General features: G+C 73.9%; 13 protein-coding genes. 4 read left to right on the top strand and 9 right to left on the bottom strand.

Annotated features, from left to right (window positions below; genetic code table 11):
• The 4 genes from ACRX5S_RS39390 to ACRX5S_RS39375 form a co-directional block, all read right to left on the bottom strand.
• Window positions 1-384, bottom strand: a 384-nt coding sequence (locus tag ACRX5S_RS39390; protein ID WP_436778097.1) for an SAM-dependent methyltransferase, incomplete at its 3' end; no start/stop codon positions are given.
• Between the two features lie 91 nt (window positions 385-475).
• Window positions 476-778 carry a hypothetical protein gene (locus ACRX5S_RS39385; protein WP_436778096.1) on the bottom strand — a complete coding sequence of 101 codons (303 nt, stop codon included), beginning with the start codon at window positions 776-778 and terminating at the stop codon, window positions 476-478.
• Between the two features lie 158 nt (window positions 779-936).
• The gene (locus ACRX5S_RS39380) at window positions 937-1,374 is read right to left on the bottom strand and encodes a VOC family protein (RefSeq protein ID WP_436778095.1); all 438 of its coding nucleotides are present in this window, start codon (window positions 1,372-1,374) and stop codon (window positions 937-939) included.
• A 67-nt stretch (window positions 1,375-1,441) separates the two neighbouring features.
• Complete coding sequence (locus tag ACRX5S_RS39375; protein WP_436778129.1) at window positions 1,442-3,736, bottom strand: ATP-binding cassette domain-containing protein; 2,295 nt, start codon at window positions 3,734-3,736, stop codon at window positions 1,442-1,444.
• A gap of 312 nt (window positions 3,737-4,048) precedes the next feature.
• Here ACRX5S_RS39375 and ACRX5S_RS39370 point away from each other — a divergent pair, with 312 nt between their 5' ends.
• Entirely contained in the window at window positions 4,049-4,756 is a 708-nt protein-coding gene (locus ACRX5S_RS39370) for a TetR/AcrR family transcriptional regulator (RefSeq protein ID WP_436778094.1), read from the top strand.
• A gap of 539 nt (window positions 4,757-5,295) precedes the next feature.
• Here the strand turns inward: ACRX5S_RS39370 and ACRX5S_RS39365 are convergent.
• A complete protein-coding gene (locus tag ACRX5S_RS39365) occupies window positions 5,296-6,120 on the bottom strand; it encodes a hypothetical protein (protein WP_436778093.1) in 825 nt (274 codons plus the stop codon).
• Between the two features lie 268 nt (window positions 6,121-6,388).
• Between ACRX5S_RS39365 and ACRX5S_RS39360 the strand changes: the two genes are divergently transcribed.
• A complete protein-coding gene (locus ACRX5S_RS39360) occupies window positions 6,389-6,730 on the top strand; it encodes an alkyl sulfatase C-terminal domain-containing protein (RefSeq protein ID WP_436778092.1) in 342 nt (113 codons plus the stop codon).
• 39 nt (window positions 6,731-6,769) lie between these two features.
• Here the strand turns inward: ACRX5S_RS39360 and ACRX5S_RS39355 are convergent, their stop codons facing one another.
• From ACRX5S_RS39355 to ACRX5S_RS39345, 3 genes are all read right to left on the bottom strand, one after another.
• Complete coding sequence (locus ACRX5S_RS39355) at window positions 6,770-7,510, bottom strand: hypothetical protein (protein WP_436778091.1); 741 nt, start codon at window positions 7,508-7,510, stop codon at window positions 6,770-6,772.
• A 47-nt stretch (window positions 7,511-7,557) separates the two neighbouring features.
• Window positions 7,558-8,559: an HAD-IIA family hydrolase gene (locus ACRX5S_RS39350; RefSeq protein WP_436778128.1), complete on the bottom strand. Its 1,002-nt coding sequence runs from the start codon at window positions 8,557-8,559 to the stop codon at window positions 7,558-7,560.
• A 95-nt stretch (window positions 8,560-8,654) separates the two neighbouring features.
• Window positions 8,655-9,245: a tetratricopeptide repeat protein gene (locus tag ACRX5S_RS39345; protein ID WP_436778090.1), complete on the bottom strand. Its 591-nt coding sequence runs from the start codon at window positions 9,243-9,245 to the stop codon at window positions 8,655-8,657.
• Window positions 9,246-9,377: 132 nt separating this feature from the next.
• On the opposite strand from ACRX5S_RS39345, the gene ACRX5S_RS39340 reads away from it, so the two are divergent.
• Window positions 9,378-10,679, top strand: coding sequence for a DUF1015 family protein (locus ACRX5S_RS39340; RefSeq protein ID WP_436778089.1), 1,302 nt, complete (start codon window positions 9,378-9,380; stop codon window positions 10,677-10,679).
• 427 nt (window positions 10,680-11,106) lie between these two features.
• On the opposite strand, the gene ACRX5S_RS39335 is transcribed toward ACRX5S_RS39340, so the two are convergent.
• Window positions 11,107-11,988 (bottom strand): hypothetical protein, encoded by an 882-nt coding sequence (locus tag ACRX5S_RS39335; protein WP_436778088.1) that lies wholly within the window; start codon window positions 11,986-11,988, stop codon window positions 11,107-11,109.
• 102 nt (window positions 11,989-12,090) lie between these two features.
• Here ACRX5S_RS39335 and ACRX5S_RS39330 point away from each other — a divergent pair, with 102 nt between their 5' ends.
• On the top strand, window positions 12,091-12,585 hold the full coding sequence (locus tag ACRX5S_RS39330) for a hypothetical protein (RefSeq protein ID WP_436778087.1): 495 nt from the start codon (window positions 12,091-12,093) through the stop codon (window positions 12,583-12,585).
• Window positions 12,586-13,820 lie beyond the last annotated feature (1,235 nt).

Genomic DNA, 13,820 nt, shown 5'->3' with positions numbered 1-13,820 from the left:
GCTGCGCAGCGACCACGCGAGCTGCCCGTACCCGACGTCCACCGCCACCACGTGACCGGCGCCGGCCCGCAGCAGCACGTCGGTGAAGCCGCCCGTCGACGCCCCCGCGTCGATGCAGCGGCGCCCCTCCACCACCAGCCCGCGCGGCACGAACGACGCCAGCGCCCCGGCCAGCTTGTGCCCGCCGCGCGAGGCGTAGTCCGGGTCGTCGTCGTCCCGCGCGACCACCACGGCCGCGCTCGTCTCGACCTGCGTCGCCGCCTTGGCCGCGGTCGCGCCGCCGACCGACACCCGGCCCGCCGCGATCAACTCCCCGGCGTGCTCCCGGGAGCGCGCCAAACCCCTGCGCACCAGCTCGGCGTCGAGCCTGCGTCGTGCCGCCACGTGTCCTTGCCCGCCTTGTCCCGTGCTCTGCCCTGTCCGGCGGCCCGCCCTGTCCCGCGCGGCCGCCCGCCGGGGTCGCGATCGCCCCGGCTCAGCGGTCCAGACCCGCCAGGACCTCGCGCAACTCCCGGTGCACATCTTCGTACACCTCACCATGCAGCTCGGTCGGCAGGACATCCACCTGCGTCAACCGGCGCACCGCCCGGTCCACCGAGGCGTCGCCGGACGGCTCGGGGGCGTCCAGGCCGAGCGGCGTCGGCTCGGGTTCGGCCTCGGCCTCGACTTCGGCCCCGGCAAGCTGCTCGACCCCGGCGTGCTCGGCTCCCGTCGCCTCGGCCGCGTCCGCGACCTCGCCACGATCCGTCCTCGGTGCCACGTCCCACACGTTGTCCACACGCAATCCTTAGCAACCGCATCCACCCCGGGTCCACGACACCCGCCCGGGAACCACCGGGTCCCAGCGTCGCACCTGACGCCCCCGCATCGCGTACGCCCGGCTCCGACACGCCCCGCCTCCACCGCGCGCCACCGCCCGCGCCGCGTGCCCGCGCGTCACACGACGCAGAACTCGTTCCCCTCCGGATCCGCCATCACCACGTGGTCCAGCCTCCCGTCCGGCGCATCCTCGCGCAGCACCGCCGCACCCGCCGCCGTCAGGCGCTCGACCGCCGCGACCACGCGCGGCATCCGCTCGTCCCACGGAACCTCGCGCCCGCCGCCCGCCTGGATGTCCAGGTGCATGCGGTTCTTGGCGACCTTGCCCTCCGGGACCTTGAGGAACGAGATGGTCGGCCCCACGCCGTCCGGGTCGACCAGGTACGCCCCGTCGCCCCACTCCTCCTCCGGCACCCCGTGGTGCCGCAACCACTCCTCCCAGGTCGCGAAACCCGGCGGCGCGGGCCGCGGCACGTACCCGAGCGCCGTCGCCCAGAACTCCGCCAGCCCCCGGGGATCCGCGCAGTCGACCGTCAACGTCCACCGAACAGCCACAACCGCCTCGCCTCCGCGCCCGGGCGGCCACCGGACCGTGCCGCCCCTCGGCACCCAGTCAACGCCATCACGCGGCGCGGAGCGCGGAAGCGGCGGCCAAGTCCCGGCGGAGGTAGTGCGCGGTGTGCGTGTCGGCGTCCGCGAGCGCGCGCGGCGTGCCCTCGAACACGACCGTGCCGCCGCGGCGCCCGGCCTCGGGGCCGACGTCGATCACCCAGTCGGCGTGCTTCACCACGTCGAGGTCGTGCTCGACGGCGATCACCGTGTTGCCCGCGTCGACCAGCCGGTCCATGAGCGCGAGCAGCACGTCGACGTCGGCCATGTGCAGGCCCGTCGTCGGCTCGTCGAACACGTACACCCGTCCCGACTCGCCGAGCCGGTCCGCCAGTTTGAGGCGCTGCCGCTCGCCGCCCGAGAGCGTGGACAGCGGCTGACCGAGCGTCAGGTAGCCGAGGCCGACGTCCGCGAGGCGGGCCAGCGGCTCGGCGGCCCGCGCGTCCGCCCGCTGTTCGGTGCGGCGGGCGTGGCGGGCGAGGAACCCGACGGCCTCCTCGACGGTCATGCCCAGCACGTCGACGATCGTCCGGCCGCCGAGGGTGTGGCGCAGGGCCTCGTCGCGGTAACGCGTACCGCCGCACACCTCGCACACGGTCGTCACGGGGTCCATGAACGCCAGGTCCGTCCGCACGACCCCCCGGCCGCGGCAGTTCTCGCAGGCGCCGGCCGAATTGAAGCTGAACAGCGCCGCGCCCACCCCGTTCGCCCGCGCGAACAGCCTGCGGACCACGTCCAGCACACCCGTGTAACTTGCCGGCGTGGAACGGTGCGACGCGGCGATCGCCGACTGGTCCACGACCACTGTGTCCGGATGCTGCTCGACCAGCGCGCCCGCCATCAGCGAGCTCTTGCCCGAGCCCGCCACGCCGGTCACCGCGCACAGCACGCCCGTCGGGACGTCCACCGACACCTCGCGCAGGTTGTGCAGCGCCGCGTCCCGCACCCGCAGCACCCCGCCCGGCGTGCGGTACGCCTCCTTCAGCCCCGCCACGTGCCGCAGCCGCCGCCCGGTCGGCGTCTCCGCGCCCGCCAGCGCCCCCGCGGGGCCCTCGAACACGACCTCGCCCCCGCGGCGCCCCGCCCCCGGCCCCATGTCCACGACGTGGTCCGCCAGCGCGATCACGTCGCGGTCGTGCTCGACCACCAGCACGGTGTTGCCCTTGTCCCGCAGCTCCAGCATCAGGTCGCCCAGCCGGTGCACGTCGCGCGGGTGCAGCCCGACCGTCGGCTCGTCGAAGATGTACGTGATCCCGGTCAGGCTCGACCCCAGGTGCCGTACCGTCTTCAGCCGCTGCCCCTCGCCGCCGGACAGCGTCGACGTGGCCCGGTCGAGGCTCAGGTAGCCCAGCCCGACCGCCTCGATCCGGCGCAGGCCGGCCAGCGCCTCGGCCGCGACCTCCGCCGCCACCGGCGCGTCGATCGCCTCCAGCAGCGGGATCAGGTCGCCGATCTCCAGCGCCGACCACTCCGCGATGTTCCGCCCGCCGATGCGGGACGCGAGCGCGGCCGCATTGAGCCGCGCGCCCCCGCACGCCGGGCACGGCCGCCGGCGCACCACGCGTTCGACCGCGGCGCGCTTGTGATCGCTGATCGCGTCCTCGCCGCGCTTGAGGTACAGGCGTTCGAAGCGGGCGGCAACGCCCTGGTACTCGTTGCGGTACACCTCGTGGCGGCCCGGGCGGTCGACGGTGAAGCCGCCGCCGTACAGCAGCAGTTCGCGCTCCTCGGGGGTGAACTCGCCGACGGGCTTGTCCGGGTCGAACAGCCCGGAGTCGCCGTACAACTGCCACGCGGCGCTGCCGACCGCGAACGCCGGGAAGTCGATGGCCCCTTCGTTCAGCGACCTGGTGCGGTCGACCAGCAGGTCGACGTCGAGGCGCATCGTGCGGCCGAGGCCGTCGCACTCGGGGCACATGCCCTGCGGGTCGTTGAACGAGTACGCCGTCGCCGACCCCGCACTAGGCGCACCGAACCGCGAGAACAGCACGCGCAGCACCGACTGCATCTCGGTCATCGTGCCGACGGTCGAACGGGAGTTCCCGCCGACCGGCCGCTGGTCGACCACCACAGCCGCGGACAGGTTCTCGATGCGCGCCGCCTTCGGGCGCTCGCGCTTGCCGAGGCGGTTGCGGATGAACGCCGGGAACGTCTCGTTGAGCTGCCGCTGCGCCTCGGCCGCGATGGTGCCGAACACGACCGACGACTTGCCCGAGCCGGAAACGCCGGTGAACACGGTCAGCCGCCCTTTGGGGATGCGCAGCGAGACGTCCTTCAGGTTGTGCTCGCGGGCGCCCTCGACGACGATCCAGCCGCGGGCGGCGGGGTCGACGGGGTGGACGGGGGCGGCAGGCTGGACGGGGTCGACGGAAGCGGCGGGTGCGGGCCGGGGCGGGCGGTCGGCGGGGGCGGCAGGGGTGACGGGGGTGACGGGGTCCGCAGGGTTGGCGGGTTGCCGCCCGGCGGCGCTGCTCTGCGTGTGGTGGTCGGTGGTCTCGCGGGTCCGCTTGCGGTCCACGGCGTACTCCCTCGACGGCGGTGCGCGTAACGGCATGGCTAATACCTATAGCTAAAGCTACAGCCATGCTATCCGGGTGTCCGACACCGATACGCTGATCCCGTGACAGCCAGCGAGGCCCCGACACCCGACGACACGGCGACCGCCTCCCCCGCACCCGTGTCCGACCCCGCGTCCGCACCCGTCGGGGACCGACGCAGCCGCCGACGCGCCGAGACGCGCGAAGAGATCCTCGACATCGCGCTGGACCTCATGGCCGAGGAAGGCGTCGCGGGGCTCAGCCTCGCCGCCGTCGCCCGCCACCTGGGCATCCGGCCGCCGTCGCTCTACAAGTACTTCCCGTCGCGGCACGCCGTGTACGACGCGCTCTTCCAGCGCGGCCAGGAGCAATACCGCGACACCGTCGCCGCGGCCGCCGCCCGCGCCCCCGAACCGGGCCTCGCCGCGATCGGCGCCGCCTTCGACGCGGGAGCGCGCTGGATCATGCGCAACCAGACACTGTCGCAACTGCTGTTCTGGCGGCCCGTCCCCAAATTCGCCCCGACACCGCAGGCGTACGCCCCGGCGCTCGACATCCGCGACCTCATGCGCGGCCTCGTCGCCGCCGCCGTCGACCGCGGAGAACTCCACCCGCTCGCCGCCGCCCCGGAAGGCCTCGACCTACTGGCCGCCCTCATCACCGGCCCGGTCTCCCAACAACTCGCCAACGAACCCGACGTGGCGTTCGAGGACGGCCGCTACATGCGCCTGGTGGCCCGGTTGCCCGACCTGTTCGCCGCCGCCTACCCGCCCGCCGACACAGCCCGCTGAGGCAACCACCCGCAAGCACGAAAACAGGCGGCGGTACGGGACCTCTCGCCCACGTACCGTCGCCCGTGCAGCATGCGCCACGGCGCCCTCAGCGCCGCGCGGCGGCCGCCAGGTGCCGGAACCCCGCACCCAATCGCACCGCCCCACCCACCCGCGCCGCGCACCGGGCCGCCGCACGCCAAAGCCCACGGCGCCCTCAGCGCCGCGAGGCGGCCGCCAGGTGCCGGAACCCCGCACCCAATCGAACGCCCCACCCACTCGCGCCGCCACACACCAAAGGCCACGGCGCCGCGAAGTCACCGCACCACAGCCGCCGGGGCGTGTCTTCCCATTCCCGTCGGATGGCCCGCGCTCCGTGGTGGTATGCACGCATGACGCGGTCCGCAGTGCGGCCGGGGGTTTGGGCCGCGCGAGGGTCGTAACGCCGCGTCTTGGGGGCCGTCAGGGCGCGGAGCGTGCCACTTGGGAGGGCCGTCAAGGCCCGGCGTCGGGGGCTCGGCGCGGACGTGAAGGCACGACCTGGCCAAGCTCCCCGCCCCCTACGCCTCCGAACCGCCTTCGGCCGCCGGGGGCTTCGGCGTGGCCGGGGGCTTCGCGGGGGTCGCCTTCTTCCGCGCCGGGCCCGTGCCCTCCGCTGCGGCCGTCTTCTTCGCGGGGGCCTTGGCCGCCGCCTTGTTGCCCGCGGCGGTCTTGCCCGCGGCGGTCTTACGCGCGGCGGTCTTGCCCGGGGCCGCTTTCCCCGCGGCGGCGGTCTTCGCGGGCGCGGTCTTCGCCGGGGCCCGCTTGGCGGCCGCCCGCTTGGCCGCCTTCGCCGGGGTGACCGCGCGGCGCGCGAACGGAGCGTCCTCGCCCTCGTCGTCGACCGGCACCGCACTCACCGCCGCCGACGCCGACGCGCGGGCGGCGGGCTTGCGTACCGGCACCGGCTTCTCCTCGCCGTCCTCGCCCTCGGCCGCGTCCGCGACCGGCACCGCGTGGCCCCGGGTCGCCCGCGGCGGCGCCGACAACACGGCCAAACGGTGCTCCAGTTCGGTGATCCGCCGCTCGGCACGCGCCAGGTCGTCCTCGACCCGCCGCAGGTCGTCCGTCCACGGCCGCAAACGGCCCATCGCCTTGTCGACCTCGCTGCGCACGACCCCGACCAGCAGGTCCCGGTTGGCCTTGCCGGTCGCGAACAGGTCGTCCGCGACCTGCTGCACGTACTGCGGCACGGCCTGGGCCTGCTGCGCCACCTGCGCCGGGACGTGATCGAGGTCCACGCCGCTCTTCTCCACGAGCTGCTTGGCCGCCTCCGTCACCCTGTGCACGGTCATCTCGGTCAAGCCACTCGCGATCTGCAAGTAGCTGCGCAGTGCGTCACGCATGATCCGGCGCCTCCTGAACTCCCTCGGGCCGGCAGCGGCACGCGCGGGTCCTCCCGCACGAACCCGGGCCGCGGCACGCCGTGTTGCGGCGCGCCCGACTCCTGCCGTGGTCTCTCGCAATCGACCTCTCGCCACCGACGCTACCGCGTCCCCGCCCCGCGGACCGTGCGCAGCGGGCCGATCGGGGACATCGGGCACCGGGGGTACGCGTACCGCACCCGGGGTACGGTCTGGCAGCGGGCCGGGACCGGAAGGGAACACTGCACATATGGCGACCGTCGAGGAATGCCGCATCGCGCTCGAACAACTCTCCGCCAAACTCGGCGGCGCCGACGGCGACCTCGGCCGCGCCGCCCGCCTGGACCGCAGCCTGAGCTGCCGCGTCCCCGACCTGGACACCACCTTCTCCGGCCGCCTGCACGACGCCGCGCTGCACGACATCACCACCGAACCCGCCCGCGAAAAAGCCCAGATCCGTCTGGAGACCTCCAGCGACGACCTGGTCGCCCTCGTCAACGGCAACCTCAACTTCGCCTCCGCCTGGGCCCGCGGCCGCATCAAACTGGAAGCGTCCTTCAAAGATCTCCTGACGCTCCGCAAGCTGATCTGACCCAGAACCGAGCCGAACCGAGCCGGCGGCCAAGCCTGTCTATGCCGACGCGCCCACTGCCCCGGGCCCAGGCGCCAACGCCTCCGACACGGCGCGAAGCGCACCCCCGGAAAGCGCAAACGGCGAAAGGGGATTGCGCAGGCTGTACGCCGAGTCGCACACCATCGCCCCGGTGCCGGCATCACGAACCCACCGCGCGCCCCCACGGAGACCGAGCTGCCCCGCCAACTCCCCCACCTCCCCCCGCGCCCCCACACCGCGTAGCGCCGCGGCGAGTGTCTGCTCCTGGGTGCCATCCGTGTCGTTGTCCCAACACGCCGGGAAGAGGAGCACGGTCAGAGCCGCTCGTTCCGCATAGTCCGAGGCCGTGCCCACGATGTACTGCACCTCCGGCCAACTCAGCGCCGGGAGCAGGCAATGGCCTTCGACCGAGCCGATCCGGCACGGCCTCGCATAGCCGGGCGGCCGGCAGAAGTAGTCCACTCCCGAATCGTCGCCGTCGTCCCGGTACACGACCGCCACGGTGGCGTCCCCGACCGGGACCTCGACGCAAGGCCACACGTCGCCGGAGACGGTCTCGCGCTGCCGGGCCCGGACCGCCGCGTCCGTCGTCCCGAAGCCGCGCAGCACCGACGGCCACTCGACGATCTGGGCGCGGATCACATGGATCGCCCAATCCTCGGCGGTCAAGTCTGCAAGGCGGCGCACCTCGACCCGAACCTCATCGCCGTCCTCAAGGATCACGTCCGGGTAGTACGCGGGGAACAACGAGCCGGGCACTGTACTCCTGAACGACCGGTGTCGACTTGTGGTGGACGGGTGCGGGATCAGCCCGTCGCAGTATTCACGGCCTTGGCGGCGTGTTCGAGGTCCACGGCGACATGGGCGTCGGCGGCGGCCCACACTGCGGCGGAGGCGGCGCGGAGGGCGTTGCAGGGGTCGCCCTCACCCTCCAGGGACAGGCGCCCGTTGTCGACGTGGGCCCTCCAAGCGCCGCAGCTCCACGCCCCGTTCGGCGCCTCCGCCCTGGTCGGACGCGGCAGTTCGGTCAGGAGCGCGCGCAGGTCGGCGGCCACGTACGTCGGGCGCAGGCCGCGAGGTGCGGCCAGGAGTCGGGGGACGTCGGTGACACCCGTCATCACGAGGAGGCTGTCCACGCCGCCGTTCACCGCGCCCTCGATGTCGGTGTCCAGGCGGTCACCCACCACCAGCGGGCGCTTCGCCCCCGTACGCAGCATCGACTCGCGGTGCAACGGCAGTTCCGGCTTCCCGGCGGCGACCGGCTCCGCGCCCGTGGCCGCGCGCACGACACCCACCAGCGCCCCGTTGCCCGGCGCGATGCCGCGCTCCGTCGGGATCGTCAGGTCGAGGTTGGACGCGAACCAGGGCAGGCCCGAGCCCACCGCGTACGACGCCTCCGCCAACAGCGCCCAGTCCACCGTCGGCGCGAACCCCTGCACCACCGCCACCGGACCGTCCTGCGCCGACGACACCGGCACCAGACCGCGCTCGCGCAGCGCCGCGACCAGCCCCTCGCCGCCCACCGCCAGCACCGGCGACCCCGCCGGGAACCGTTCCGCCACCAGCCGCGCCGCCGCCTGCGCCGACGTCACCACGTCGGACGGGTCCGCGGGCACACCGATCTCGGTCAGGTGCGCGGCCACCGCCTCCGGCGTACGCGAGGCGTTGTTGGTGACGTACGCCAGAGCCATCCCCATCTCGCGCGCCCGCGCGAGCGCGTCGGAGGCGTGCGGCACGGCCTTCTGCCCGGTGTAGACGACGCCGTCGAGGTCGAGAAGGGCCACGTCGTACGCCTTGGCGGGGACCACCGGCGCGTCCGTAACGGCGACCTGGTCAGTCCCGGCCCCGGCTTCCGGACGGTCCGATCCCCCCACCGCACCGCCGTCCGCCGCCACCCCGCCGCTCACGCCGACCGCCCTCCGACATCCCCGATGTCCCTCGTGTTCCCGATGCCTCCGGCACCGCCCGCGTCGCCGGCATCCCCGGCACCGCGCCCGTCGCCGCCCGACCCCCCGGAACGGCGTGCGCCCTCCCGCGCGCGCAGCGTCGCCCGCGCCTGGGTCAGCGCCACACGGTAGTGCTTGGTCCCCGGACGCATCGCCACCGCCAGCGCCAAATGCTCCACCGCGGTCTCGAAGTCACCCACCCGCGCCGCCGACAGACCCCAGCCGAACTGCGCGTAGTCGTCCGCCGGATCCGACTCCGCGACCACCCTGAACTCGCGCAACGCCTCCGCGTGGCGCCCCGCGTCGAACAGCGCACGCGCCAGCGCCTCCCGTACGCTCCGCGACTCCGGCGCCACCCCCGCCGCCCGCGCCAGCAACTGCGCCGCGGCGGCCGGATGGCCCGAGTCGAGCAGGTCCAGACCGCGGCGGTACCAGTCGTACACATCCCCCTGCGGAGAGCCTCCCCCGGACGCCCCGGACGGCGATTCCGGACCGCCGCGCGACTCCCCCGCCCCGCCCCCGAACTGCTCCTGCGGCCCACCCGTCATCGTCCGCTCCCGTCCTTCGCACCCGACGCCGCCGGGGCGGCCGCGCGGGCGGCGACCCCCGCACGACAACCCGACCCGCGGCCGCCGGGGAACCCGGCGCTCCCGCGCGATCATGGACGTAGCATGCCCGTCATGGACCACGCCGACACGAACGGGCTTGATCTCGCGCCATTCCGGGGGCTGCGCTACGACCCCGCCAAGGTCGGCGACCTCGCACTCGTCACCTCACCGCCGTACGACGTGATCGAGCCCGGCGGCATCGGCCTCCTCGAGGACGCCGAACCGCACAACATCGTCCGCATCGTCCTGCCGCGCGCCGACGCCTGCGGCGACGAGGGCCCGTACGCCCACGCCGGCGTGACCCTGCGCACCTGGCTCGCCGACGGCGTCCTGCGCCCCGACCCCGAGCCCGCGCTGTACGTCTACGAGCAGATCACCGCCACCGCCCACCAGCGCGGCCTGATCGGCGCCCTCTCGCTGGGCGACGGCCCGGGCGGCAACCCGGCCGTGCTACCGCACGAGGACGTGATGCCCGGCCCCGTCGCCGACCGCACCGAACTCATGCGCGCCACCCAGGCGAACCCGGAGCCGATCCTGCTCGCCTACACCGGCGACGGCCCTGCCTCCGACGCCGTCGACCGGGCCGCGGCCATCGGCCCGCCGCTACTCGACACCCGCACACCGGACGGCACCGAGCACCGCCTGTGGGCCATCACCGACCCCGCGGAACTCGCCCGCATCGCCGCGGACCTGGCGACCCGTCAGGCGCTCATCGCGGACGGCCACCACCGCTGGGCCGGCTACCGCCGCCTCCGCGACGACGCCCACGCCGCCGGACTCGGAGCGGGGGCGTGGGACCGCGGCCTCGTCCTCCTCGTCGACACGGCCCGCTACCCGCTCCAGGTCGGCGCCATCCACCGCGTGCTGCCCGGCCTGCCGGTGCCGCGCGTCCTGGACGAACTGCGCGCCCACGGCCCGGCCGGCTCCGGCGCGTTCCTCTCCCGCCGCGTCGAGGACCCCTGGCCGTCGGTGATGTGGACGCTCGAACGCGCGGAGGGCCCGGCGTACCTCCTCACCGGCGACAGCACCTTCCACCTGCTCACCGACCCGGACCCGGAACTCCTCCGCCGCGCCGTCCCGCACGACCGCCCTCCGGCCTGGCGCAGCCTGGACGCGACCATCCTGCACGCGGCCCTGCTCGACCACGTATGGCGCGTACCGGACGACCCGGCGCACATCACCTACCACCACGACGCCGTCGCCGCCATACGCGAAGCCCAGCGCACCGACGGCAGCGCCGTGATCCTCCGCCCCACGAGCGAAGCCGTGGTCCGCGACCTGGCCCGTCAGTCCGTCCGCATGCCCCGGAAATCCACCTCCTTCGGTCCCAAACCGGCTACCGGTCTGGTCCTGAGGAGCCTGGCCCTCGACTGACGTCGGCCCTGAGCTATGGGACTGCTTTACGGGGCCGACCCACGGGTGACGACCCCGTGGGTGCCGACCCCACGGGGCTGACGCCCAGTCACTTCCGGGCTAGTTATCATGGTGAACTATCGGTGCGGACGACGCGGCTGCGGCCCGTGAAGTGATCATCACGGGAGACGGCGCGGGCGGGGCGGTGCTGATTTCTCAGCACCGGCCCGCCCCGCCCGCACTTTCGGCGTTGCCTCCGAGGCACGCCGGCTCTCACCCGACTGACGTGCGTTCCGCGTCAGTCGCGCTTGTCGGCGTCGCCCTCGTCGTCCGGCTTGGCAGCCTCNCCCCCCCCCCCCCCCCCCCCCCCCCCCCCCCCCCCCCGCCCGCACTTTCGGCGTTGCCTCCGAGGCACGCCGGCTCTCACCCGACTGACGTGCGTTCCGCGTCAGTCGCGCTTGTCGGCGTCGCCCTCGTCGTCCGGCTTGGCAGCCTCGTCCACGGCGGCGTCGTCGCCCGCGTCCTCGTCGGTGAGGTCGTCGTCATCGTCCAGGTCGTCGTCCGCGAAGACGTCGACCTCTCGGCCGTCCTCGTCGTCCTTGTGCTCGTCGTCCTTGTGCTCGTCGTCCTCTTCGTGCTCGACTTCGTCGCGATCGGCAGCTCGCGCCGGGGCGATCTCCTCGATCTCCTCATCGTCGTCGTCGAGTTCCGGGTCGTACGCGTCGACGAACTCCAACCCGTCCAGCTCCGCGAGCCGCTGCGCTGCCCCCGTCGAGCCATCGGCATCCGAGTCCGCCGCGCGCGCGAACCACTCGCGTGCCTCGTCCTCGCGTCCGACCTCCAAGAGCGCATCGGCGTACGCGTACCGCAGCCGCGCCGTCCACTCCTTCGCCCCCTGCGCGTTCAGCTCGGGCACCTGCAACGTGACGACTGCCGCGTCCAGCTGTCCCATGTCACGACGCGCGCCCGCAGCCACGATGCGCAGCTCGATCTGCGCGGCCTTGTCGAGCTCCTTGACCTCGGGCGCACCCGCCATCTGCAACGCGCGCTCCGGACGGCCCAACCCGCGCTCGCAGTCGGCCATGACCGCCCAGTGCTCCGCCGAACCAGTCATCCGCCGCGCCGCCCGCAGCTCGGAGAGCGCCTCCGTGTAACGGCCCGTCATGTACGCGGCGATCCCCGCCGCCTCACGCACCGCCGCCACCCGCGACGCGAGCCGCAGCGCCACGCGCGAGTAGCGGTACGCCTGCTCGGGGTCCTCGTCCACGAGGCGCCCGGTCATCACCAGGTTCCTCGCCACGTCGTCGGCCAGCGTCTTCGGCAGGCTCATCAGCTCGCGACGCGCGCCGGCGTCCAGTTCCTCGCCGGTGACGTCGGCCGGAATCGGCAGCCGGTCGACGGGCGCGCCGTCGCCGCGGCGCTCACGCTCGTCGTGCTGGAACGGACGACGGTTGCCGCGGTCGCCCCCACGGTCGCGGTCGCGGTCGCGGTCGCCGTACGACGGACGACGGTCGCGGTCGCCCCCGCGCTCCCCGTACGAAGGCCGCCGGTCGTCCCGCGGCTGGAACGAGCGACGCTCGCCGCCACGGTCGTCGCGGCCCCGGTCGAAGGAACGACGCTCGCGGTCGCCGCCACCACCTTGTCGGTCGCGGTCCCCGTACGACGGACGCCGATCCCGGTCGCCACCGCGCTCCCCGTACGACGGACGCCGGTCGTCCCGCTGCGGGTACGAGCGGCGTTCGCCGCCGCGGTCGTCACGCGCGTCCCGCTGGAAGGGACGCCGCTCACGGTCTCCGCCGCCCTGGCCACCACGACCACGGTCACGATCACGATCCCGGTCGCCATACGACGGACGCCGATCGCGGTCGCCACCGCGCTCCCCGTAGGACGGACGCCGGTCGCGGTCGCCACTGCGGTCCCCATATGAAGGCCGGCGGTCGTCGCGCGGCGGGTACGAGCGACGCTCGCCACCACGGTCATCACGCGCGTCCCGCTGGAAAGAACGACGCTCCCCGCCACCCTGACGGTCACGATCCCCATACGAAGGCCGTCGGTCATCGCGCTGCTGGAACGAGCGGCGTTCGCCGCCGCGGTCGTCACGCGCGTCCCGCTGGAAGGGACGACGCTCACGATCTCCGCCGCCCTGGCCACCACGACCACGGTCACGATCACGATCCCGGTCGCCGTACGACGGACGCCGGTCGCGGTCGCCACCGCGCTCCCCGTACGAAGGCCGCCGGTCGTCGCGCGGCGGGTACGAGCGACGCTCGCCACCGCCACTACCCTGACGGTCCCGGTCGCCGTACGACGGACGCCGGTCGCGGTCGCCCCCGCGCTCCCCGTAGGACGGACGGCGGTCCCGATCGCCCCCCCGGTCCCCGTAGGACGGACGGCGGTCGCGGTCGCCCCCGCGGTCCCCATATGAGGGCCGGCGGTCGTCGCGCGGCGGATACGAGCGGCGCTCGCCCCCACGGTCGTCACGCGCGTCCCGCTGGAAGGGACGACGCTCCCCGCCACCCTGACGGTCACGATCCCCATACGAAGGCCGTCGGTCGTCACGATCGCGGTTGTAGGGAGGGCGACGGTCGCCACCGCCACCCTCGCGGTTGGACGGGGGACGGCGGTCCCCACTGTCACGCTGCCCATACGAGGAGGAACGCCGGTCGTCTCGGCCCGCGTTGCCGCCACGGTCGTCCCGCGGCTGGTAGGGGCGACGCTCGCCGCCTTCACGCGAACCGCCGCCGTCGTTGCGGTACGGCCGACGCTCGCCGCCGCCGGAGCCACCACCCGAGAACCGTCCGCCGCCACCAGGTCCGCGCCGACCGGCACCCCCCGAGTTCTGCGAACCACCGGAACGGCGATGCGGTCGCCCCTCAGAGGGATTGGACATGGGTATGACTCCTCGGATCATCGAACGGATGTGGCCGATCACCACGGCCGCGACCCCCATTGTCCCGCACCGGCAGAGGCTCGGCGTACCCGGCGCGCATGCTGCCGGCGCCGCCGGAAATTCCGGGGGGACGGAAAAGGACCTGAAAACGCAAGTAAGGGGTTCCACCGAGCGGTGGAACCCCTTACTTGTAAGTAAATTCCGGCGGCGTCCTACTCTCCCACACCCCTTCGAGTGCAGTACCATCGGCGCTGAAGAGCTTAGCTTCCGGG

This window comes from Yinghuangia sp. YIM S09857 (assembly GCF_051388915.1).
GTDB lineage: Bacteria > Actinomycetota > Actinomycetes > Streptomycetales > Streptomycetaceae > Yinghuangia.
Note: the sequence above shows the minus strand (reverse complement) of the source record. Positions and strands in the feature narration are given on the sequence as shown.

Bases quoted from the DNA above. Each gene is read 5' to 3' on its own strand.
- ACRX5S_RS39360 (WP_436778092.1), top strand. From the start codon at position 6,389: ATGGCGACCGTCGAGGAATGCCGCATCGCGCTCGAACAACTCTCCGCC.
- ACRX5S_RS39335 (WP_436778088.1), bottom strand. From the start codon at position 11,988: ATGAGCCTGCCGAAGACGCTGGCCGACGACGTGGCGAGGAACCTGGTG.
- ACRX5S_RS39340 (WP_436778089.1), top strand. From the start codon at position 9,378: ATGGACCACGCCGACACGAACGGGCTTGATCTCGCGCCATTCCGGGGG.
- ACRX5S_RS39345 (WP_436778090.1), bottom strand. From the start codon at position 9,245: ATGACGGGTGGGCCGCAGGAGCAGTTCGGGGGCGGGGCGGGGGAGTCG.
- ACRX5S_RS39365 (WP_436778093.1), bottom strand. From the start codon at position 6,120: ATGCGTGACGCACTGCGCAGCTACTTGCAGATCGCGAGTGGCTTGACC.